Origin of the sequence: Skermanella sp. TT6 (assembly GCF_016653635.2) — a bacterium.
GTDB lineage: Bacteria > Pseudomonadota > Alphaproteobacteria > Azospirillales > Azospirillaceae > Skermanella > Skermanella cutis.
The window spans coordinates 1,393,442-1,414,021 of sequence record NZ_CP067420.1 but is presented as its reverse complement, the minus strand read 5'-3'; the positions used below and the strand labels follow the sequence as shown (position 1 = coordinate 1,414,021).

Genomic DNA, 20,580 nt, shown 5'->3' with positions numbered 1-20,580 from the left:
CCCTTCATACGATAGCCCGCTTCGCCCGCGCATCAAGCCCATAAGACGGGCAAGGGTCCGCACAATTCCTGTGCAGGAGAGCGCCCTCCGGCGCGGCAGCCATGACCCAGCGGCGGTACGTCCGGCTCCGCTCCCTTTGGCACGGCATATGCGATTCGGGGCTACCAAGGCGACCCGCGACCATGGGAGGAAGAACTTGGCGATGACTCCGCTCGGCTCCGTACCGGCCAACCGGTGGCGCGTATCCAGGGAAACCGTCGACATGGTCCGGCCACCGGCGACGCCGCGCCCGCTCGCCGCCAGGGCCGAGCCGCAGAACCTGGTGATCGATCTGGCACGGACCGCCATCGTGGTGATCGACATGCAGAACGACTTCTGCTCGCCCCAGGGCTGGCTCGCCCATGTCGGGGTGGACGTCACGCCCGCCCGCACGCCGATCACCCCGCTTGCCGCGCTACTGCCCAGACTGCGGTCGACGGGAGTGCCGGTGCTGTGGGTCAACTGGGGCAACCGGCCGGACCGGCTGAACCTGAGCCCGTCGATCCTCCACGTCTACGACCCGACCGGCGAGGGACTGGGGCTGGGCGACCCCCTGCCCGGCGCCGCCGGCCCTGCCGCCGGGGCCAGGGTGCTGGAGCGCGACAGCTGGGCCGCGGCGATCGTGGACGGGCTGCAGGTGGCGCCGACCGACATCCATGTGGCGAAATACCGGATGAGCGGCTTCTGGGATACCGACCTCGACAGTATCCTGCGCAATCTGCGGGTCACGACGCTGCTGTTCGCCGGGGTAAACCTGGACCAGGGCGTGATGTGCACGCTGCAGGACGCCAGCTTCCTGGGTTACGACTGCATCCTGGTCAACGATTGCTGCGCCACCACGTCGCCGAGCTATTGCCTCGAAGCGACGCTGTACAATGTCAAGCAATGCTTCGGCTTCGTGACGACTTCCGACCACCTGCTGAACGGCTTGAAGGACCGAGCTACATGAACCCCATGGTCGAGACCGTCGCCGACGGCAGGACCACCCCGTCGGGGCCATGGTCGCCATGATTCCGGCTCGGGCCGCCCGGGACCGCAGGACGCCGCCGCTGCCGGTACGGCGGCCCCGCACCGTGTCCATGACCACGCGCGACGGAGTCCGGCTCGACGCCGACATCCACGAGCCCGACGCCGCCGGCCCGTTCCCCGTGCTGCTGATGCGCCAACCCTACGGCAGGGCGATCGCCTCGACGGTCGTCTACGCGCATCCCGCCTGGTACGCGGCGCACGGCTACATCGTGGTGATCCAGGACGTCCGGGGCTGCGGCACGTCGGAGGGCGACTTCCGGCTTTTCGAGCACGAGGCGGAGGACGGCGCCGACGCGGTCGCCTGGGCAGCCGGTCTGCCGGGATCGACCGGGGCGGTCGGCATGTACGGCTTCTCCTACCAGGGCAATGCGCAGCTGCTGGCCCTGGCCGGCGGCTCCCCTGCGCTGAAGGCGCTGTGCCCGGCCATGGTCGGCTGGGACATGCACGGCGACTGGGCCTACGAGGGCGGCGCCTTCCGCCTGGCGGACAACCTGGGCTGGGGAATCCAGATGGCGGCCGAGGCGGCACGGCGCCGCCACGACTTCATCGCCCACCAGGCGCTCTATGCCGCCTCGCGCGCGCTGCCGCTGGACGAGGAACTGCCCACCCATCCGCGGGTGCTGCGTGGCTATGCCCGCTACACCCACTACGACGACTGGCTGGGCACCCCCCTGCCCTGCGCCTATTGGGACGCGATTTCGCCGCGCACCGCGCTGGAGGGCAGGCAGGTGGACGTGCCGATGCTCCATATCGGCGGCTGGTTCGACCAGATGCTGACCGGCACGCTGGCGGCCTTCCGGGACATCAGCGCCCGGACGGAAGCGCCGCAACGCCTCATCGTCGGCCCCTGGTGCCATCTGCCCTGGGGACGCCGGGCCGGCACGGTCGATTTCGGTCCGGAGGCGGCGCGCTCGATCGACCGCGAGCAGCTCGCCTGGTTCGACCGGTTCCTCAAGGGCATTGCGGACGCGGAAGCTCCGGCGGTCGAACTGTTCGATCTGTGCGCCGGGTGCTGGCGGAGCTTCGACGCCGTTCCGGACCCGGAGCCGGCCGCGCTCCATATCTCCAGCACGGGCTTGGCAGCCGCCACGACGGAGGACGGAGTCCTGGCCGAGCGCCCCGGCATCGCCTCGGCCGACCGGATCGTTCACGACCCCTGGCGGCCGGTCCCCACCGTCGGCGGCCACGCCTCCGGCCTCGGCGGCATGCGCGACCGGGCCGACGTGGACCAGCGGGCCGACGTCGCCTGCTATACCTCCGAACCGCTGTCGGCGCCGGTGCTGCTGGCCGGGACGGTCGTCCTTGAACTGACGGTGGAGGCCGACGCGCCCAGCTTCGACGTTTCCGCCGTGCTGTCCGAGGTGGAGCCCGACGGGCGCGCGCTGAACCTGACGCAGGGCCATGCCCGGGTCGAGGAAGGTGCTCCGACCCGGCCGCTGCGGATCCCCATGCGGGCGCTGTGCGCCACGGTGCCGGCCGGCAGCAGACTGCGCCTCAGCCTCGCCGGCGCCTGCTTCCCCGCGTTTCCGGTCAACCCGGGCACCGGGGCGGAGCCGGCCGAAACCCGGCTGGTCGACTGCCGGACGATCACGCTGGCCTTCCATGCCGCTGGAACCCGCCTGCTCGTTCCGCTAATCAGGCCGGCATGAGAATCAACGTCATCTATGCCCACCCTTCCGACGGCAGCTTCAACGCCGCGATCCACCGCACCGTGGTCGACACCCTGGCCAGGGCCGGCCACGAGGTCCGCGACTTCGACCTCTATGCCCGCGGGTTCGAGCCCCGGCTGAGCGCCGCCGAACATGGAGCCCACTACGCCCAAGGCGAGAACGAGGCGCCGGTCCAGGAATATGTCGACGCCCTGCGCTGGGCCGAGGCACTGGTCTTCGTCTTTCCGACCTGGTGGTACGGCGTGCCGGCGATCCTGAAGGGCTACCTGGACCGCGTCTGGCTTCCGGGCGTGGCCTTCCACCTGCCGGCGGACGGCGGGCGGATCCAGCCCGGCCTGGCCAATATCCGGAAGCTCGCGGTGGTGACCACCCACGGGGCGCCGTGGTGGTTCATGAAGCTCTGGATGCGCGAGCCGGGCAAGGCGGTCTTCATGCGCGGACTGAAGCCGCTGCTGGCGCGCGGCTGCCGGACCGTCCACATGGCCTACCCGTCGATGGACAAATCGACCCCGGACAGCCGGGGCCGGTTCCTGCGCAAGGTGGAGAAGACCTTCTCAGGCTTCTGACCCGGCGACCAAGGACGAGGCTGAGAAGTTCGCCATATTCGGATTGAAAATTTTCATAAAGGGCCAGTAGATTCGAATTTCGGTCCACTCGGTTCAAGCGGTGTCCCAATGCAGATCCTGATCGCCGAGGACAATATCATCAATCAGAAGTTGGTGGACCTGATCTGCCGGAAAGCCGGCTACCAGACCCGGATCGTCCCAGACGGCGAGGCGGCGGTCGAGGCGATGAAGGACGGCGGCATCCAGCTGGTCCTGATGGACGTGATGATGCCCCGGATGGACGGCATCCAGGCGACGCGCCTGATACGGGCCATGCCCGGCGATACCGGCCGGATCCCCATCGTCGCGGTCACCGCCCATACCGACGGCGACAACCGGGAGGCCTGCCAGTCCGCCGGGATGGATGCCTTCGTCGGCAAGCCGGTGCGCCCGGCGGAACTGCTGACCGTCATGGCCGATCTGCTGACCCGGGGATCGGCCTGAGGGCCTCTACTCCGCCGGATGCGGCTGGGCGCCGGCCGGCACCGAATGCTCGAACGGCTTCTTGCGCGCGATGTAGGTATAGACCGTCGGCACGACGAACAGCGTCAGCAGGGTTCCCAGCAGCATGCCGCCGACGATCACCGCGCCGATCGCCTGCCGGCTTTCCGCCCCGGCGCCGGTCGCCAGGGCCAGCGGAACCGCGCCAAGCACCATGGCGCCCGTCGTCATCAGGATCGGCCGCAGGCGCAGCACAGCGGAGCGGACGACGGCGTCGCGCACCTCCACCCCCTGGCGCTGGAGCTGGTTGGCGAACTCGACGATCAGGATGCCGTGCTTGGTGATCAGGCCGACCAGGGTCACCAGCCCGATCTGGCTGTAGACGTTCATGGTGGCCCCGGTCAGCTTCAGCGCCAGCAAGGCGCCGGTCATGGACAGCGGCACCGTCAGCATGATCACGAAGGGATCGACGAAGCTCTCGAACTGGGCCGCCAGCACGAGGTATATGAAGGCCAGCGCCAGCACGAAGGTGACGTAGAGGCTGCTGCTCGACTCGCGGAACTCCCGGCTCTGCCCGGCATAGTCGACCTGGGCCGCCGCCGGCAGCGACCGTTCGGCGGCCGCGGTCAGGAAGGCCAGCCCCTCCCCCAGGGTATAGTTCGGCCCCAGGGTCGCGGTGATCGTGGCCGAGCGCAGCTTGTTGAAATGGTTCAGCTCCTTCGGCGAGACCCGTTCCTCGACCTTGAGCAGGTTGGCGAGGCTGACCATCTCGCCCTGCTTGCCGCGCACATAGATCCGGGCGATGTCGTCCGGGTTGGTCCGGTCCACGTCGGCGACCTGGACCACCACGTCGTACTGCTTGCCGTTCTGCTTGAACCGGGTGACCTGCCGGCCGCCCAGCAGGGTTTCCAGCGTGCGGCCGATGGTATCGATCTCCAGCCCCAGGTCGGCCGCCTTGTCGCGGTCGAGCGAGATCTTGAGTTCCGGCTTGTTCAGCTTCAGGTCGGTGTCGACGTTGACCAGACCCGGGTTGGTCCGCGCCTCCGCCAGCATCCTGTCGACCATGCCCTGGAGCTCGGAATAGGGAAGCGAGGTCTGGATGACGAACTGGATCGGCTTCTCGGTCGGGCTCTGGCCCAGCGAGGGCGGGTTGGCCGGGAACGCCAGGGTGCCGGGAACGCCGAAGAATTTCGGCGCGAGCTGCTGGACGACCTCCTGCTGCTTGATCTCGCGGTCGTCCCAGTCGGTCAGCCGGACGAAGGTGATGCCCTGGTTGACCACCGGGAAGCCCACGACCATGAAGAACTTCTCGACCACCGGGACCTGCTTGATGAAGCCTTCGATCGCCCGGGCATAGCGGTCGGTGTACTGGATGGTCGATCCTTCCGGGGCGATGATGATCCCGACGATGGTGCCGCGGTCCTCGGTCGGGGCCAGCTCCGACTTGATCTGCCCGAACAGGACGTAGCTGGCCGCGGCGACGCCGATCCCGACCAGCAGGATCAGCGGCCGGGCCTTCAGCGAGACGCGGAGCAGCCAGCGGTAGCCGTTGGTCAGGCCGTTCAGCAGCGCCTCGATCGCGTTGTAGAAGAAGCCGTGGCGCGTCTGGTGCTTCAGCAGCTTGGAGCACATCATCGGCGACAGGGTCAGCGCCACGAAGCCCGAGACCAGCACGGCGCCCGCCAGGGTCAGCGCGAACTCGGTGAAGAGCCGTCCCGTACGCCCGGTCTGAAAGCCGATCGGAGCGTACACCGCCGCCAGCGTGATGGTCATCGCGACGACGGCGAACCCGATCTCGCGGGAGCCCTGGATCGCCGCGCGGAACGGGGGCATCCCTTCTTCCACGTGGCGGTAGATGTTCTCCAGCATGACGATCGCGTCGTCCACCACCAGCCCGATCGCCAGCACCATGGCCAGCAGGGTCAGCGTGTTGATGCTGAAGTCGAACACGTACATGATCGCGAAGGCGCCGATCAGGGACACCGGGATCGTGACCAGCGGGATCAGGGTCGCGCGCAGCGAGCGCAGGAAGAAGAAGATCACCAGGACGACCAGCACGATCGCCTCCAGGATCGTGTGGAACACGGCGTCGATCGATTCCGCGATGAAGACGGAGCTGTCGTAGCCGATATCGACGCTCATACCTTCCGGCAGGCCGGCGCGGATCACCGGCAGCGTCCGCTGCACCGCCCCGGAGACCTCGAGCGGGTTCGCGGTGGACTGCTTGACGACGCCCATGGCCACGGCGTTGCGCCCGTTGAACCGGGCGTTGACCCGCTCGTCCCGGGCGCCCAGCTCCGCCCGGCCGACGTCGCGCAGCCGGACCAGATAGCCCGACTCGTCCCGCAGGATAACGTTCTCGAACTCTGCCGGCGTCCGCATGTCGGTCTCGGACACGACGGTGAACTCGCGCTGGGCGCTCTCCACCCGACCGGCCGGGATCTCGATGTTCTGCCGGCGCAGCGCCGTCTCGACGTCCTGGGGGGTGACCTTGTAGGCGGCCATGCGCGTCGGGTCGAGCCAGATCCGCATGGCGTACTTGCGCTCGCCGAAGATCCGGACGTCGGCGACGCCGGGCAGGTTCTGAAGCCGGTCCTTGACGAACCGGTCGGCATAGTCGGTCACCTCCAGCGGGGTGTTCCGGTCGCTGGAAAAGGCCAGGTAGATGATCGGCTGGGCGTCGGCCTCGACCTTGGCGATCACCGGCTCGTCGATCTCGTCCGGCAGCGAGCCGCGCACCCGGCCGACCCGGTCGCGCACGTCGTTGGCCGCCACGTCGGGGTCCCGGGTGATCCGGAAGCGGACGGTGATCTGGCTGGTCTCCGACCGGCTGATGGAGGACATCACGTCGATGCCCTCGATGCCGGACAGGCTCTCCTCCAGCGGCTGGGTGACCTGGCTCTCGACGATCTCCGCGCTGGCGCCCTGGTACTTGGTGGTCACGGTGACCACCGGCTCGTCGATCTTGGGATATTCGCGCACCGCCAGCCGCTGGTAGGCGACGATGCCGATCAGCAGCACGGTCAGGCTCATGACCGTGGCGAGCACCGGGCGGCGGACGCTGAGTTCGGAGATCTGCATGGCCTCAGCTCCCGACCGGGGGGACCACGGTGACCGGCGCGCCGTCTCGGATCTTCAGATGCCCGGCGGTCACCACCACGTCGCCGGGCAGGAGCCCGTCCAGGATCTCGACCTTGGCGGCGCGGCGTTCCCCGGTGCGGACCTTGACCCGCTGGACCTTTCCGTCCGTCACCTTGAAGACGAACTGGTCGGCCCCGACTGCGACCAGGGATTGTTCCGGCACGAGGATCGAATCCTTGCGGGTCGTCAGGGTCAGGGTGACGCGGGCGAACAGGCCGGGCCGCAGCGCGTCGTCGCCGTTGGGAACGCGGGCGCGGACATTGATGCTGCGGCCGTTGACGTCGACCAGCGGGTCGATCGCGTAGACGGTGCCGGCGAAGCTGCGTCCCGGCACCGCGTCGACCGTGACCGCGAGGGTCTGGCCGACCCGGACCGAGGGCAGGTAAAGCTCGGGCACGCGGAAATCCAGCTTCAGCGTGTCGATGGCTTCCAGGTTGACGATGTCCTTGCCGGACTGGACCACGTCGCCGACGCTGACCCGGCGCAGGCCGAGCACGCCGTCGAACGGCGCCGTCAGGTCCAGCTTGGCGAGTTGGGCCTTCGCCAGCGACACCGACGCCTCGTCCGCCAGAAGCTTGGCGCGCGCCTGGTCGCGGGCGCGGGCGCTGCCTGAGCCCTGGCGGTACAGCTCGTCGGCGCGGTCCGCCTCGGTCCTGCTGAGATTGAGGCTGGCCATGGCCTGCTCCAGCGTCGCCCGCGCGATGGCGTCGTCGAGCTTGAGCAGGACGGTGCCCTTGCGGACCCGCTCCCCCTCGTTGAACCGGATCTCCGTGATCCGCCCCGCGACCTCCGGCCGGATCACGACCGATTCGTCGGAGAAAAGCGTCCCGACAGAGGTCACGGTGCGCGACACGTCGCCGACCTCGACCTGCTCGGCCTCCACCGGGATGCCGCCGGGCGGCCCGCCCCCGCCGCCGGGACCGCTGCCGCCGGGCGCCTGCGCGGCCGTCGGCATATCGGCGGCTTGGTGGACGGTGAAGTACCACCAAGCCCCGCCGCCGAGACCCAGCAGGGCAACAAGGATGAACAGGCGACCGATCAGCTTCATGGATCGTTCCGGCCGCGACCAGACCGGCCTTTCTAGGGAGGAGCTTCGACAGGTGCATACGAAACCGTCAGCACCCCTTTACTAAAATGATCATGGCTTTGTCGGCACGCAAAGTCGAGCCTGCCGACCGGCGTTGCGCGCATGCAAGCCATGCGGGCAAGACAGCCCGGCCGCGTGCGGCTTACGCGAACAGCTCGTCCAATTCCCGGTAGTCAGGCACCTTCGCCTCCAGCGGAACGCCGGCACGCAGGACGGTGCGGTCGGACTGGGGCCGCGACAGCAGCTCGCTGTAGGTGCGCGCCCGGAAGACTATCAGGTCGGCCGTGCGGCCGGCCCCGATCAGGCCGGCATCGGGCAGCCGCATCACATGGGCCGGAACCGGCGCCGTGGTCCGGGGCCAGTCGCCGAACGGGCGGTCCAGGTGCAGGATGCGGGTCGCCTCCCGGTAGACCTCCACCATGTCGTGGTCGCCGTAGCCGTAGAACGGGTCGCGGCAATTGTCGGAGGCGACCGCCACCGGGATGCCGCGGGCCCGCATCTCGTGCAGCAGGGTGACCCCGCGCCAGCGCGGGGTCCGGCCCGGCGCCCGGTCCTGGAGATAGAGGTTGCACATGGGCAGCGTGACCACGCAGAGCCCCGCCTCGGCCGCCAGGTCCAGGGTGGCGAGCGCCCGCTCCGGTTCCTGGGCGGCCAGACTGCAGCAGTGGCCGCACAGCACCCTGCCCTTGAAGCCGGTGCGCAGCACGGCCCGGGCGATATGGTGCAGGCTCTCGGCCCCGGGGTCGCCGGTTTCGTCCACGTGGAAATCCACGTCGAGCCCGCGCTCCGCCGCCAGCGCGAACAGCCGGTCGAGCGCCGCGTCCAGGTCTTGGATCATGTAGCTGACGCAGCCCAGCACGCCGCCATGGCGCTGCACCAGGTCGGCGATCCGGACCGCCTCGTCGGTCAGGTAGGTCTCGATCATGATCAGCGAGACCGCCTGGAGGGTGATGCGGCCGGCCCAGCGCTCGCGCGCCTCGGCGAACACCGGCCAGGAGATCTCGGCCTGCTTCCCTAGCGAGTCCAGGTGGGTGCGGACCGCGGCGGTGCCGTGGGCGTAGCTGCATTTCAGCCCGAACTCCATCCGGGCGGCCACGTCCCGGGCGCTCCAATGGGCCTCGCGGTCCCGCTCGACGGCGCCGAGCGCACCCATGAAGGTGCCGTCCGGGTTCTCCTGGCGCGCCCAAATGTGCCCTTTGTCCAAATGGGTGTGGAGATCGACCGGGCACGGCCAGACGAGGCCGTTCTCCAGGGTGACGCCGGGACCGCAGCAGGGCGCCGTGCCGCCGGGAACGACCGCCGCGACCTTGCCGTGCTCGATCCGCAGATCGACCGTCGCGAGGCCGTCGCCGCCGGCGCGGATCGCCACCTCGGGCGGCGGGTCCTCGACCAGGGACAGGGGAACGGTGGCTTTCTTCAGCCAGAACTTGGCGCCCAGGGACGCGCCGGCGAAGGACTTCTGGAACGGGATCGGCATGATCTGAAACCGGTCTTTCGGCTGCGGATGCGGTTCTCTCGGATTTGCCGGTTTTCCCGTCCGGCGGTGCTCTCTTGCCGGCGCCTCGGCCCGGAGCGCCGGGGCGCCCTCGGCACCATGCATAGCATGATATCCCGAGTAGCGAGCAGAATCAGCGGCGGGGGCGGCTCGGCGGCCGGCAGGCGGGCGTTGCCCATGGCTCCGGCACGGCGGCGCCCTGAACCGGGAAAAGAGGGGGGCGAGGTCCAATGCGGAGGGGACCATGACCCCGCCCCCCTTGAGTGAACTGTGGACGGGCGATCCGGACGGCCGTCGGCGCCCGATCGATGCCGCCATTTGGCAGGTCAAGCATTCAGCAAAATCCGTACCACCGTGGGAATGTTGAAGCTCTAACTGGTGCGGCATCTTCGCTGCCCGAAAAAACGTCGCCGGAGCGGCACTTGTATAAAATTCAGGCAAACAGCCGCGGCACCGCCGTCACACCCGGTCGCGCAACGCGTCGAGCGGGAAACGGTCCACCTCCCCCAGCAGCTCGACAAGGCAGCGGGCGGCGTGGTCGACCAGCTTGGCGCCCCGATCCGCGTCGGCGTCCGTCGCGTCGCCGCAGGCGCCGAACAGGTTCAGGTCCTGGGTCTGCCAGCCGAAGCCGACCTTGCCTTCCGGGGTCAGGTACTTGAACTCCTGCTCCATCTCGATGCTGAGGGAGTCGAATTTCCGGCGCTCCGCCGGGCGCACCATGTCGGGGCGCAGGTGGAGCATCATCGAGGTCTCGATGCCGCCGCCATGGATGCCGTGGACGATTTCGGACGGCGGGAAAAGCCCCTCCGGCAGCCCCGGGCTGAACCAGCTGCAGGTCACCACGAACATCTTCAGGCGGACGCGCAGGTCGCGCGCCACGATGTCCATGACCTGGGGCTGGCCGCCGTGGCTGTTGTACAGGACCAGCTTGCGGATGCCCGCGCGGTGGACGCTCTCGCCCACCTCGGTCCAGATTCGGATCAGGGTCTCGGCCGACAGCGACAGGGTCCCGGGGTAGGCCTCGTGCTCGTCCGACTTGCCGATGGGGAGCATCGGCAGGACCAGCACCGACAGTTGGTCCGGTATCAGCGGCACCGCCCGCGCCACGATCCCGGCATTGATCGCGCTGTCCACCCAGACCGACAAGTGCGGCCCGTGCTGCTCCACCGCGCCGACCGGCAGCACGGCGATGGTGCGTTCGGCATCCAGCGCCGCGAACTCCTTGGTTGTCAAATCCTGCCAGAATCGGCTGTGCGGCACCGGCATCCGTTTTTTCCTCCCCGCATGACCGGGCAAACGGCCCGATCGGAACTCCGTGTGAGATGGTTTTGCCGGCCGGTCGTCTTCAAGTAGCATGCCACACGACATTCCCTACGATGAGTGGCCGCGATGCTGATTGCCCAGATCACGGATCTTCATGTGACCGAACCAGGCACGCTCGCCGCGGGCCGGATCGACACCGGCGCCGCCCTGGCCGCCACCGTGGCGCACCTGAACCGCCTGCGTCCCCGCCCGGATCTGGTGGTGATCACCGGCGATCTCGCCAACGGCCCCCGGCCGGCCGAGTACGAGGCGCTGGCACGGCTGCTGGCCCCGTTGGAACCGCCCTGGTGCGCGATCCCCGGCAACCACGATGACCGGGACGCGCTCCGCGCGCTGTGCGCCGGCCAGCCCTGGCTGCCGCTCCCCGGACCGTTCTTCCATTACGCGATCGACCACCTGCCGGTGCGGCTGATCGCCCTGGACACGCTGGTGCCCGGCGAGACACCGGGATTGCTGTGCGACCGGCGGAGCGACTGGCTGGCCGACCGCCTCGCCGAGGCGCCGGGGCGGCCGACCCTCCTGCTGATGCACCACCCGCCCCACGAGGTCGGGATCGGCTTCATGGACGCGCTGCGCTGCTTCGGGACGGAACGGCTGGCCCGCCTCGTGGAGGAGCACCCGGCGGTCGAACGGATCCTGTGCGGCCATGTCCACCGTCCGACCCTGGTCCGATGGCACGGCACCGCCGTCAGCACCGCGCCGAGCGCCGCCTTCCAGTTCGCCCTCGCCCTGGAACCGGGTTCGACGCCGACCGTGTCGGACGAGCCGCCGGCCCTGGCCCTCCATCTGTGGCGGGCCGGACAGGGGCTGGTCAGCCATCTGCAGGCGGTCGGCGCGTGAAGCCGCTTGCCAGCGGACCAGGGCGGGCTAGATTGGCGCCATGGTAACGATCAAGAAGAAAGCCGTGTTGATCACGGGGGCCGGCAAACGCATCGGCCGGGCCATGGCGCTGGACCTTGCCTCCCACGGCTGGGGGGTCGCCGTCCATTATTTCACCTCCAAGGACGACGCCGACGAGGTGGTGGCCGAGATCACCCGCGCCGGCGGCAGGGCCGCGGCCGTCCAGGCCAACCTCGGCAGCGAGGCCGACACGGTCGGGCTGGTCCCGGCGGCGGCCGAGCGGCTGGGACCGCTGACCGCGCTGATCAACAATGCCAGCGTGTTCGAGCGGGACGAGATCGGCACCGCCGACCGGGAGAGCTGGGACCGGCACATGGAAGCCAACCTGCGGGCCCCCCTGGTGCTCTCCCAGGCGTTCGCCAAGCAGCTCCCGGCGGAGGAGCGCGGCTGCATCGTCAATATCCTGGACCAGCGGGTCTGGAACCTGACGCCGCACTTCCTCTCCTACACCCTCAGCAAGGCCGGCCTGTGGACGCTGACCCGGACCCTGGCCCTGGCGCTGGCGCCGCGGATCAGGGTCAACGGCATCGGGCCGGGGCCGACCCTGAAGAACGACCGCCAGACGGAGGAGCATTTCGCAGCGCAATGGGAGAACATCCCGCTCCAGCGGCCGACCTCGCCGGAGGAGATCTGCGACGGGGTCCGCTTCATCCTGGACGCTCCCGCGATGACCGGGCAGATGATCGCGCTGGACGGCGGCGAGCATCTTGGCTGGGCACAGCCGGGACGCGGATTCGTGGCAGTCGAGTAGGTCCGGACGACAGTATCCGAATACACGGAACTGTCATGGCGACAGACCTGGGGCTCCTCTCCTTTCGAGTTTTGCACATCCGCCGCACTCGCGGCGGTCCGTGTCTTGTCAACCCTGAAAAAGCGACCCGGCCTCATGCCGCAGCCGCTTGACAGGAAAATTCATGAATGAAAACAATAACTTGCGTTTTCTGCCTCATATTTAGGCAGATACTGGAAACGCCGAGATATACTGATTTCCCGGTGAGTCGTCCGCAGGTTATCGACATAGTTATCCACAGTTTCCGTGGATAGTCCCGAAGCACTCCAGGCCTCTGCCGGGAAGCGATTGAGTCGGAACCGGCATCTCCGCTCGCCGGTTGACGGCAGCGGTTGACCGACCGTGGAAAACCGCCAACATACCGCCCATCATGGCAGCAAATCAGACCGTACAGCCCACGCCCGATATCACCGAGCCCGATATCACCAAGACGGCGGAACCCGCAGCGTCCCCCGCTCCGGCGGCCCGCCGGCGCGCGAGCGCGGGCAACCTGGCGCAGGGGGCGGAGGTGATCCGGGGATATCTCCGGACGCTGCCGAATAGCCCCGGCGTCTATCGGATGATGAACGAGGCCGGCGACGTTCTGTATGTCGGCAAGGCCAAGAACCTGAAGAAGCGCGTGGTCAACTATACCCACGTGATGAAGCTGCCCAACCGGCTCCAGCGGATGGTGGCGGAGACGACGACCATGGAGTTCGTCACGACCCATACCGAGGTCGAGGCGCTGCTGCTGGAGTCGAACCTGATCAAGCGGCTGATGCCGCGCTACAACGTTCTGCTGCGGGACGACAAGTCCTTCCCCTACATCAAGATCACCCGCGACCACGACTATCCCCAGCTGACCAAGCACCGCGGGGTGCGCGACAAGGCGGCCGACTATTTCGGCCCGTTCGCGTCGGGCAGCGCCGTCAACCGGACTGTGACCGCCCTCCAGCGCGCCTTCCAGCTCCGCAACTGCGCCGACACGGTCTATGCGACCCGGACCAGACCCTGCCTGCAGTACCAGATCAAGCGCTGCACGGCGCCCTGCGTCGGGCGGGTGACGCCGGAGGAGTACCAGGCCCAGGTGGCCCAGGCGCGCGCCTTCCTGTCGGGCAAGAGCCGCGACATCCAGGCGGAGTTCGCCCGGCAGATGCAGGCCGCCGCCGAAGCGCTCGATTTCGAGACCGCCGCCCGCTACCGCGACCGCATCCGGGCGCTGACCGCCACCCAGGCGCACCAGGACATCAATGTCGAGGGGGTCGAGGACGCCGACGTGATCGCCTGCCACCAGGACGGCGGCTCCACCTGCATCCAGGTGTTCTTCTTCCGGGGCGGCAGCAACTACGGCAACCGCGCCTATTTCCCCAGCCACGACCGGAACCTGGAGTTGCCGGAGGTGCTGGGCTCCTTTATCAGCCAGTTCTACGACAACAAGCCCGCTCCCCGCCTGATCCTGGTCAGCCAGGAACCGGCGGAGCAGGATCTCATCGCCGAGGCGCTGAGCCTGCGCGCCGGCCACAGGATCGAGCTGGTCGAGCCCAAGCGCGGCGACAAGAAACGGCTGGTCGACCACGCGCTGGTCAATGCCAGGGAGGCGCTGGGCCGCCGCCTGTCGGAGAGCGCGTCCCAGGCCCGCCTGCTGGAAGGCGTCGCCGAGGCTTTCGGGCTGGACTCCGTGCCGGAGCGGATCGAGGTCTACGACAACAGCCACATCCAGGGCACCAACGCGATCGGCGGCATGATCGTCGCCGGGCCGGACGGGCTCATGAAGAACAGCTACCGCAAGTTCAACATCCGCTCCGACATAGCGCCGGGCGACGACTATGGCATGATGCGGGAAGTGCTGACCCGGCGCTTCTCCCGCGCGCTGAAGGAGGACCCGGAACGCGAACGCGGCACCTGGCCCGACCTGGTGCTGATCGACGGCGGCCAGGGACAGCTGAGCGCCGCCATGGAAGTGTTCAACGACCTGGACATCGCCGATCTGGCGGTCGTGTCGATCGCCAAGGGTCCCGACCGCAACGCCGGCCGGGAACGGTTCTTCATGCCCGACCGGCCGCCGTTCGGGATGGACCCGAAGGACCCGGTGCTCTATTTCCTGCAGAGGCTGCGCGACGAGGCCCACCGCTTCGCCATCGGCACCCACCGGGCGCGCCGGACGAAGGCGATCGGCCAGTCGGTGATCGACGAGATCCCCGGGATCGGACCGTCGCGCAAGAAGGCCCTGCTGCACCATTTCGGATCGGCCCGGGGCGTCGAACGGGCGGGCCTGGCCGACCTGGAGGCAGTCGAGGGGATCAACCGGACGGTGGCGAAAAAGATTTATGACCACTTCCATCCAGACGGCTAGAATGCCGCTCCAGCCGCCGGGCCGATCCAGGTCCGCCGGAACGCCGCCAATCAGAGCCTTTTGTCATGCTGACCAGCCTGCCCAATCTTCTCACGCTCTCACGGATCATCGTCATCCCGATCATCATCGGGCTGTTCTTCGTCCGTGAGCACTGGGCGGCCTGGACCGCGTGCGCCCTGTTCGCGCTGGCCGCGATCACGGACTACTTCGACGGCTACCTGGCGCGGAGCTGGTCGCAGGTGTCCATCGTCGGAAAGTTCCTCGATCCGATCGCCGACAAGCTCCTGGTCGCCGCCGTGCTGTTCATGCTGGTGGCGGTGGACAAGCTGAGCGGAATCTCGGTGCTGCCGGCCGTCGTGATCCTGCTGCGGGAGGTGCTGGTCTCGGGCCTGCGCGAGTTCCTGGCCGGGATCCGCGTCGGCATGCCGGTCAGCAAGCTCGCCAAATGGAAGACCGCGATCCAGATGGTGGCGCTGGGCATCCTGATCGTCGGCGACGACGGCCCGTCCGGCGTGCCGGTCCAGGCGATCGGCGAGCTGGGCCTGTGGGCCGCCGGGCTGCTGACCCTGATCACCGGCTGGGACTACATGCAGGCCGGCTGGAAGCACATGAACGAGGAGCGGGAACCCGAGCCGGAAGCGGTGCCCCGCCCGGCCCAGCCGCACGGCGCCAACACGGCGCGCAGCGCGGGCTGAGACCGGAACCGCACGGCTGAAGCCATATCAGGAACGATCGCCATGAAGCTGCTCTATTTCGCCTGGCTACGGACCAAGACCGGGATCACCCAGGAGGAGGTGGCGCCGCCCGAGCATGTGCGCGACGTGGCGTCCCTGGTCGAGTGGCTGCGCACCCGCGGCCCCCGGTTCGCCGACGCCTTCGGGAACGCCGCCGTCATCCGGGTGGCGGTCAACCAGGAATATGCCCGTCCCGACCATCCGCTCCGCGCCGGGGACGAGGTGGCTCTCTTTCCGCCCGTCACGGGAGGCTGAAGGACATGGCGATCCGCGTCCAGCGGGAGGATTTCGACGTCGGCGCCGAGCTGGCGGCCCTCACGCAAGGCAACCACGCCATCGGCGGAGTCACCAGCTTCGTCGGACTCGTGCGCGAGATGGGCGGCGGGCCGAGCGCCATGACGCTGGAGCACTACCCGGGCATGACCGAGCGCCAGCTGGCCGGGATCGAGGACGAGGCGCGGCGCCGCTGGCCGCTCCAGGCGGTGCTGATCATCCACCGCTACGGCCGCCTGGAACCCGGCGACCGGATCGTGCTGGTCGCCACCGCCAGCGCCCACCGCGAAGCGGCGTTCGAGAGCTGCCATTTCCTGATCGACTGGCTGAAGACCCGTGCCCCCTTCTGGAAGCTGGAGGAGACCGCGGAGGGCAGCCGCTGGGTCGAGGCCAAGGACGATGACGATGCCGCGGCGGCGCGATGGACCGTTCGGCCCGCACCCGAGGGAGCTTCGTCCTGAATCCGCCGCCCCTATCCGTTCCGGCCTAGGCCATTCCTTAGAATGCACCCGACACTTCGTATGACTGGTAATTTTGCCGCACTGACATCATATTAATTGTAGAGTAACCCTTTCGACAGAGGATCCTGGGCAACCGACCGGGAACTTACAACAAATCGAAAGGGACCACCCATGTTCCAGCGCGATGGTGCGGGCAACAAGAGCAGCTTTTTCGGCAAGGCCGTCCAAACCGCCGCAGCCCTGGTGCTGTGCGCCGGGTTGTTCGCCGCTGGCACCGCCCGGGCCGATATCCGGATCGTCACCAGCGTCCTGCCCCCCCTGACCGACGATTCGGGAACCGACAAGGGCTTCCTGTACGACGTCGTGGAGGAGATCAAGAAGCTGGTGAAGGTTTCGGCCCCGATCGAGATGATGCTCTGGACCGACGCGTCGAAAATCGCCCAGAACGAGGCGAACATCGTGATCTTCCCGCTGACCCGGACGCCGCAGCGGGAGAACAGCTTCCGCTGGATCACCAAGATGTTCGACATGAAGCGGTCCTTCACCACCCTGCCGGGCACGACGCCGATCAACACGCCGGAGGAGGCCAAGAAGGTCGCGTCGATCGGCGTGCTGGAGCGCAGCTCCTCCCAGACCTTCCTCAAGGAATACGGGCTGACCAACACCGTCGAGTTCCCGTCCAACAAGGCCCTGGTCGAAGGGTTGGCCGCCGGCAAGGTCGTGTCGATCTACGGCATCAACCCGATGACCGTCAGCGAGTGGCGCGGCATCGGCCGCAAGGACCAGCTCGTGTTCGGCACCCCGGTCGAGATCACCGGCTCCTTCATCGGCACCAGCCTGAAGGGCGACCTGGTCAAGATGGAGGAGTGGCAGTCTGCCTTCGAAGTGATCCAGCAGGACGGCACCTTCGACCGGCTGCTCGTCAAGTACGGCCTGAACTGACCGCGCGCATCGACGATACCGATCCGGCCCCCGCTCACGCGGGGGCCGGTTTCGTTCTTGCAGCTGCACCGTTGCGGTTTGCGGTAGGTCGGCCTCGGCCGAAGGCCGACCTACGGTATTCCGTGCCGCCACGCCGTCAAAACGACCGTACCGGTTTCCTGGATTCTGCCGCCATGGGCCGCGCGCATCGGGACCCCGTTCAGCAGAGCCTGCCTTCCTGGTGGGTGTCCATGAAGTGCCGGAGCACCAGCTTCAGGCGGGCGACGTTCCGCATGTCGCCCCGTTCCTGCGCATGCCTGATGTCGTCGAGGATGATCCCCTTGATGCAGGTCTCGCCGTCGGGCCGGTGCAGGAGATAGTTGCCCATTTCCAGGGCGATCATCTCCGGCACGTGCTCGTGCTCGGCAATGGCCAGGATTTCGTTTTCGGTCAGTTCACTGAGCGCGATGCAGTCCTCTATCGTGATCATGTCTTGGAACTCCTCCGGTATGTCGCCCCTGTTGTCCGGGGCTTTTGGAATATTCGCGTCCGCCTCGCCGTTCCTCCGCGCCCGTCTCCTCAGTGCGCCATCAGGACGGGCAGCCCGGGATGGGACAGGACGTATCTGGTGACGCCGCCGAGGATCATCTCGCGGACCCGGCTGTGGCCGTAGCCGCCCATGACCAGCAGGTCGGCCTCCAGTTCGCCGACGCGGGCGATCAGGGCGGCGCCGACCGACTCCTTCGCCGGCCGGATCGTGTCGATCGCAGGCTGGATGCCGTGCCAGGCCAGATAGTCCGCCAAGCGCGCAGCCTCTTCGGCGGAGGTGACGGCGGTGTCCGCCGTGACGATGCGGACCGCCGCGGCCCGGATCAGGAAGGGCATGGCGGCCGCGACCGCCCGGGCGCATTCGGCCCCACCGTTCCAGGCGATGGCCACCGTTCCGCCGATCTTGGCCGGCGGCCGTTCCGGGGCCAGCAGCAGCGGCCGGGCGGATCCGAGCAGCGTCGCTTCCAGCGTCACCGAGAGCCGGCTGTCGCCGATTCCCGCCGTCTGCGGAAAGACGACCAGGTCGGCCAGCCGCGCCTCGTGGGGGATCACGTCCTCCATCACGCCGGTCACCGACCGCATCCGGCCCGATGCCATGCCCGGGCCGGGAGCGGACTGAACCAGGGCCGCCTGGGCGGCCGCGCGCGCCGCTTCGAAATGCTTCCGGGCGATCTCGGCGTCGGCGGCGAATTCCTGCTCGGACGCCTTCATGATCTCCTCGATCATGGGTCCGGACAACCCGTCGCCCAGCATCGGAACCATGTCGCGCGGGTCGCCGCCGACATGCAGCGCCTCCACATGGGCATCGAATGTCTTGGCGACGGAGAAGCCCATCGCGAGGACCGAGCGATCGCAGTCGCGGCCGATCAGCGGCACCAGGATTTTTCGGAGCATTCCAGTCTCTCCCTCGATCGGGGAACCCTTATGGTTAGCGCAAGACTAAGACCGTCAGCCACGCTCCACAATGATGCACATCAATTCGCACAGACAATCTTGCCGCCGTGGCATGTATCCGTGCCGCCACCCATTTGGTGGCAATTATCTGATAATTTTCCCTATATTTGATATGACGGATTCCATATCACCGACCGACGAGATGCGATGCCAGGTCAGCGGCTCAATTTCATAAAGTAGCTGCCGGCGCACAACCGCCTCGTCCGCGTCCGACGCATCGCCGGTCCGCGATCCCACGCGGGCCATCAGGGTGTCGGCGTCCGCCTCCAGCCAGATACCCCGGAACGGCACGCCGGCGTGCCGCGCCACCGCTTCCAGGTCTGCCCGCTCCTCCGGCCGGGCATTGACGGCATCGACGATAACGGCGTGCCCGGCCCGGACGATGCGCCCGGCGCGCTCCAGCAGTCCGGCATAGACCCGGCGGGTCGCCTCCCCGGCATAGGCCTCGGCCGGCAGCCGCTCGGTTTCCGCCGCGCCGAAGAGCTGCTTCCGCAGCACGTCGCTCCGCAGGACCACCGCCCCCGGCGCCGGGCCGATGCCGGGCGCCAGGGCGCGGGCGACGGTCGTCTTGCCGGTCCCGGACAGGCCGCCGAGCGTCACCATCATGGGCTTCGGCGGGTGGATCGCCCTCACGGCATGGTCCAGGTAGGACAGGGCCTCGGCATGGGCCGCCGCCGGATCGGGCTGCGCCCCGGCACCGCTCGCCAGCACCTTGGCCCGGACCGCCGCACGGGCGGACAGGAACAGCGGCAGCAGCGCCAGCCCGTCGCAGTCGCCCGTCAATTCCAGCATCCGGTTCAGCAGCGTGTTGGCCAGCGGGCGGAGCCCGCGATGCTCCAGGTCCATCAGCAGGAAGGCCAGATCGTACAGCACGTCGACGATGGCGATGTCGTCGTTGAACTCCACGCAGTCGAACAGCGTCGGCCGGCCGTCGACAAGGCAGATGTTCCGCAGGTGCAGGTCGCCGTGGCAGAACCGCACGGAACCGCCCTCGCGCCGCCGGTCCAGCAACCCGCCCAGCCGGTCGAGCGCGGCGGCCGAGGCCGTGCCGAGCGCCCGGACCCGGTCGGGAGGAAAGACGTCCGGCCGCTCCGCCAGTTCCGCGACATTGTCCTCGAACACCCAACGCATGGCGTCGGCCCCGCCGCGGTCGGTGACCACCTCGGCCCCGGCGTGGAAGGAGCCGATCGTCTCCGCCAATTCGCGCATCAGCCCGGCCGTGAGCGCGCCGCGATCGGCCATGCGGTCGAACAGGGCTTCCTGGTCCAGCCGCGCCATCACCACGACCCAGTCGGCCGGGACGCCTTCGGACCTCGAAAGGGGCGCCCCGATCCCGCCCAGCGCCAGGGAGCCGTCGGGCCGCCGCAGCACGGGGACCGCTCCGAGATAGACCGAGGGCGCCGTGCGCCGGTTCAGCCGCACCTCCGCCTCGCAGGCGGCGCGCCGGCGCTCGACCGTGCCGTAGTCCATGTAGGGAAAGCGCACCGCGCGCTTCAGCTTGTAGACGCGATCGCCGGCCAGGAAGACGATGCTTCCGTGGGTATCGACGCGCTCGACCTCGGCGCCCCCGTGGGTGTCCGGGGCGGACAGGAAATCCACGACGGCGGCCTGGTCCGAAGGGTCGGGATCATGGGTCATGCTCCAGTCTAGCAGCCGTCTCGCCCGCAATGGAAGGCACAGGCGGAGGGGAGGCGCCGGTCCTTGCCGCACCGCGACGGACATTTCCATAAAACGCGACCCTAAACCGTTGACAGGCGAATCGGTCCGACGCATCGTTCCCGTACCGCGGCGCAGCACCTTCGGCGCGCCGTCCCGCCTGGACCAAGCTTCCCCGGA

General features: G+C 68.4%; 18 protein-coding genes. 11 read left to right on the top strand and 7 right to left on the bottom strand.

The annotated features are described in order from the left end of the window. Nucleotides 1-262 precede the first annotated feature (262 nt). From IGS68_RS06540 to IGS68_RS06525, 4 genes are all read left to right on the top strand, one after another. Nucleotides 263-988, top strand: a complete 726-nt coding sequence (locus IGS68_RS06540) for a cysteine hydrolase family protein (protein ID WP_247881206.1) — start codon at nucleotides 263-265, stop codon at nucleotides 986-988. A gap of 49 nt (nucleotides 989-1,037) precedes the next feature. Beyond that, nucleotides 1,038-2,717, top strand: a complete 1,680-nt coding sequence (locus tag IGS68_RS06535; RefSeq protein WP_247881205.1) for a CocE/NonD family hydrolase — start codon at nucleotides 1,038-1,040, stop codon at nucleotides 2,715-2,717. Then, nucleotides 2,714-3,304: an NAD(P)H-dependent oxidoreductase gene (locus tag IGS68_RS06530; protein ID WP_201078283.1), complete on the top strand. Its 591-nt coding sequence runs from the start codon at nucleotides 2,714-2,716 to the stop codon at nucleotides 3,302-3,304. The genes IGS68_RS06535 and IGS68_RS06530 overlap by 4 nt, the downstream gene beginning before the upstream one ends. Nucleotides 3,305-3,412: 108 nt before the next feature. Further along, nucleotides 3,413-3,787 (top strand): response regulator, encoded by a 375-nt coding sequence (locus tag IGS68_RS06525; protein WP_201078281.1) that lies wholly within the window; start codon nucleotides 3,413-3,415, stop codon nucleotides 3,785-3,787. Between the two features lie 6 nt (nucleotides 3,788-3,793). On the opposite strand, the gene IGS68_RS06520 is transcribed toward IGS68_RS06525, so the two are convergent. The 4 genes from IGS68_RS06520 to IGS68_RS06505 all read right to left on the bottom strand — a co-directional run bounded on the left by IGS68_RS06520 (nucleotide 3,794) and on the right by IGS68_RS06505 (nucleotide 10,773). Continuing rightward, nucleotides 3,794-6,865 carry an efflux RND transporter permease subunit gene (locus IGS68_RS06520; protein ID WP_201078279.1) on the bottom strand — a complete coding sequence of 1,024 codons (3,072 nt, stop codon included), beginning with the start codon at nucleotides 6,863-6,865 and terminating at the stop codon, nucleotides 3,794-3,796. Nucleotides 6,866-6,869: 4 nt separating this feature from the next. Next, nucleotides 6,870-7,973 carry an efflux RND transporter periplasmic adaptor subunit gene (locus tag IGS68_RS06515; RefSeq protein WP_201078277.1) on the bottom strand — a complete coding sequence of 368 codons (1,104 nt, stop codon included), beginning with the start codon at nucleotides 7,971-7,973 and terminating at the stop codon, nucleotides 6,870-6,872. A 181-nt stretch (nucleotides 7,974-8,154) separates the two neighbouring features. After that, a complete protein-coding gene (locus IGS68_RS06510) occupies nucleotides 8,155-9,489 on the bottom strand; it encodes a cytosine deaminase (RefSeq protein ID WP_201078275.1) in 1,335 nt (444 codons plus the stop codon). 477 nt (nucleotides 9,490-9,966) lie between these two features. Next, nucleotides 9,967-10,773, bottom strand: coding sequence for a creatininase family protein (locus IGS68_RS06505; RefSeq protein ID WP_201078272.1), 807 nt, complete (start codon nucleotides 10,771-10,773; stop codon nucleotides 9,967-9,969). Nucleotides 10,774-10,926: 153 nt separating this feature from the next. Here IGS68_RS06505 and IGS68_RS06500 point away from each other — a divergent pair, with 153 nt between their 5' ends. The 7 genes from IGS68_RS06500 to IGS68_RS06470 all read left to right on the top strand — a co-directional run bounded on the left by IGS68_RS06500 (nucleotide 10,927) and on the right by IGS68_RS06470 (nucleotide 17,262). Beyond that, entirely contained in the window at nucleotides 10,927-11,670 is a 744-nt protein-coding gene (locus IGS68_RS06500; protein WP_247881204.1) for a phosphodiesterase, read from the top strand. 40 nt (nucleotides 11,671-11,710) lie between these two features. Beyond that, on the top strand, nucleotides 11,711-12,481 hold the full coding sequence (locus IGS68_RS06495) for an SDR family oxidoreductase (RefSeq protein WP_201078268.1): 771 nt from the start codon (nucleotides 11,711-11,713) through the stop codon (nucleotides 12,479-12,481). 409 nt (nucleotides 12,482-12,890) lie between these two features. After that, complete coding sequence (uvrC, locus tag IGS68_RS06490) at nucleotides 12,891-14,852, top strand: excinuclease ABC subunit UvrC (protein ID WP_201078266.1); 1,962 nt, start codon at nucleotides 12,891-12,893, stop codon at nucleotides 14,850-14,852. Nucleotides 14,853-14,917: 65 nt separating this feature from the next. Next, nucleotides 14,918-15,547, top strand: coding sequence for a CDP-diacylglycerol--glycerol-3-phosphate 3-phosphatidyltransferase (gene pgsA, locus IGS68_RS06485; protein WP_201078263.1), 630 nt, complete (start codon nucleotides 14,918-14,920; stop codon nucleotides 15,545-15,547). A gap of 42 nt (nucleotides 15,548-15,589) precedes the next feature. Continuing rightward, complete coding sequence (gene moaD / locus IGS68_RS06480) at nucleotides 15,590-15,841, top strand: molybdopterin converting factor subunit 1 (RefSeq protein WP_201078261.1); 252 nt, start codon at nucleotides 15,590-15,592, stop codon at nucleotides 15,839-15,841. Between the two features lie 5 nt (nucleotides 15,842-15,846). Then, nucleotides 15,847-16,320, top strand: coding sequence for a molybdenum cofactor biosynthesis protein MoaE (locus tag IGS68_RS06475; RefSeq protein WP_201078259.1), 474 nt, complete (start codon nucleotides 15,847-15,849; stop codon nucleotides 16,318-16,320). A 171-nt stretch (nucleotides 16,321-16,491) separates the two neighbouring features. After that, a complete protein-coding gene (locus IGS68_RS06470) occupies nucleotides 16,492-17,262 on the top strand; it encodes a substrate-binding periplasmic protein (RefSeq protein WP_201078257.1) in 771 nt (256 codons plus the stop codon). 199 nt (nucleotides 17,263-17,461) lie between these two features. Here IGS68_RS06470 and IGS68_RS06465 read toward each other — a convergent pair whose 3' ends face one another. The 3 genes from IGS68_RS06465 to IGS68_RS06455 form a co-directional block, all read right to left on the bottom strand. Further along, nucleotides 17,462-17,731: a hypothetical protein gene (locus IGS68_RS06465; RefSeq protein ID WP_201078255.1), complete on the bottom strand. Its 270-nt coding sequence runs from the start codon at nucleotides 17,729-17,731 to the stop codon at nucleotides 17,462-17,464. A gap of 89 nt (nucleotides 17,732-17,820) precedes the next feature. Then, nucleotides 17,821-18,684: a universal stress protein gene (locus tag IGS68_RS06460; protein ID WP_201078253.1), complete on the bottom strand. Its 864-nt coding sequence runs from the start codon at nucleotides 18,682-18,684 to the stop codon at nucleotides 17,821-17,823. A gap of 144 nt (nucleotides 18,685-18,828) precedes the next feature. Next, nucleotides 18,829-20,382: a bifunctional aminoglycoside phosphotransferase/ATP-binding protein gene (locus tag IGS68_RS06455; RefSeq protein WP_201078251.1), complete on the bottom strand. Its 1,554-nt coding sequence runs from the start codon at nucleotides 20,380-20,382 to the stop codon at nucleotides 18,829-18,831. Nucleotides 20,383-20,580 lie beyond the last annotated feature (198 nt).

Bases quoted from the DNA above. Each gene is read 5' to 3' on its own strand.
- IGS68_RS06540 (WP_247881206.1), top strand. From the start codon at position 263: ATGGTCCGGCCACCGGCGACGCCGCGCCCGCTCGCCGCCAGGGCCGAG.
- IGS68_RS06535 (WP_247881205.1), top strand. From the start codon at position 1,038: ATGGTCGCCATGATTCCGGCTCGGGCCGCCCGGGACCGCAGGACGCCG.
- IGS68_RS06530 (WP_201078283.1), top strand. From the start codon at position 2,714: ATGAGAATCAACGTCATCTATGCCCACCCTTCCGACGGCAGCTTCAAC.
- IGS68_RS06525 (WP_201078281.1), top strand. From the start codon at position 3,413: ATGCAGATCCTGATCGCCGAGGACAATATCATCAATCAGAAGTTGGTG.
- IGS68_RS06520 (WP_201078279.1), bottom strand. From the start codon at position 6,865: ATGCAGATCTCCGAACTCAGCGTCCGCCGCCCGGTGCTCGCCACGGTC.
- IGS68_RS06515 (WP_201078277.1), bottom strand. From the start codon at position 7,973: ATGAAGCTGATCGGTCGCCTGTTCATCCTTGTTGCCCTGCTGGGTCTC.
- IGS68_RS06510 (WP_201078275.1), bottom strand. From the start codon at position 9,489: ATGCCGATCCCGTTCCAGAAGTCCTTCGCCGGCGCGTCCCTGGGCGCC.
- IGS68_RS06505 (WP_201078272.1), bottom strand. From the start codon at position 10,773: ATGCCGGTGCCGCACAGCCGATTCTGGCAGGATTTGACAACCAAGGAG.
- IGS68_RS06495 (WP_201078268.1), top strand. From the start codon at position 11,711: ATGGTAACGATCAAGAAGAAAGCCGTGTTGATCACGGGGGCCGGCAAA.
- uvrC (WP_201078266.1), top strand. From the start codon at position 12,891: ATGGCAGCAAATCAGACCGTACAGCCCACGCCCGATATCACCGAGCCC.
- pgsA (WP_201078263.1), top strand. From the start codon at position 14,918: ATGCTGACCAGCCTGCCCAATCTTCTCACGCTCTCACGGATCATCGTC.
- moaD (WP_201078261.1), top strand. From the start codon at position 15,590: ATGAAGCTGCTCTATTTCGCCTGGCTACGGACCAAGACCGGGATCACC.
- IGS68_RS06475 (WP_201078259.1), top strand. From the start codon at position 15,847: ATGGCGATCCGCGTCCAGCGGGAGGATTTCGACGTCGGCGCCGAGCTG.
- IGS68_RS06470 (WP_201078257.1), top strand. From the start codon at position 16,492: ATGTTCCAGCGCGATGGTGCGGGCAACAAGAGCAGCTTTTTCGGCAAG.
- IGS68_RS06465 (WP_201078255.1), bottom strand. From the start codon at position 17,731: ATGATCACGATAGAGGACTGCATCGCGCTCAGTGAACTGACCGAAAAC.
- IGS68_RS06460 (WP_201078253.1), bottom strand. From the start codon at position 18,684: ATGCTCCGAAAAATCCTGGTGCCGCTGATCGGCCGCGACTGCGATCGC.
- IGS68_RS06455 (WP_201078251.1), bottom strand. From the start codon at position 20,382: ATGACCCATGATCCCGACCCTTCGGACCAGGCCGCCGTCGTGGATTTC.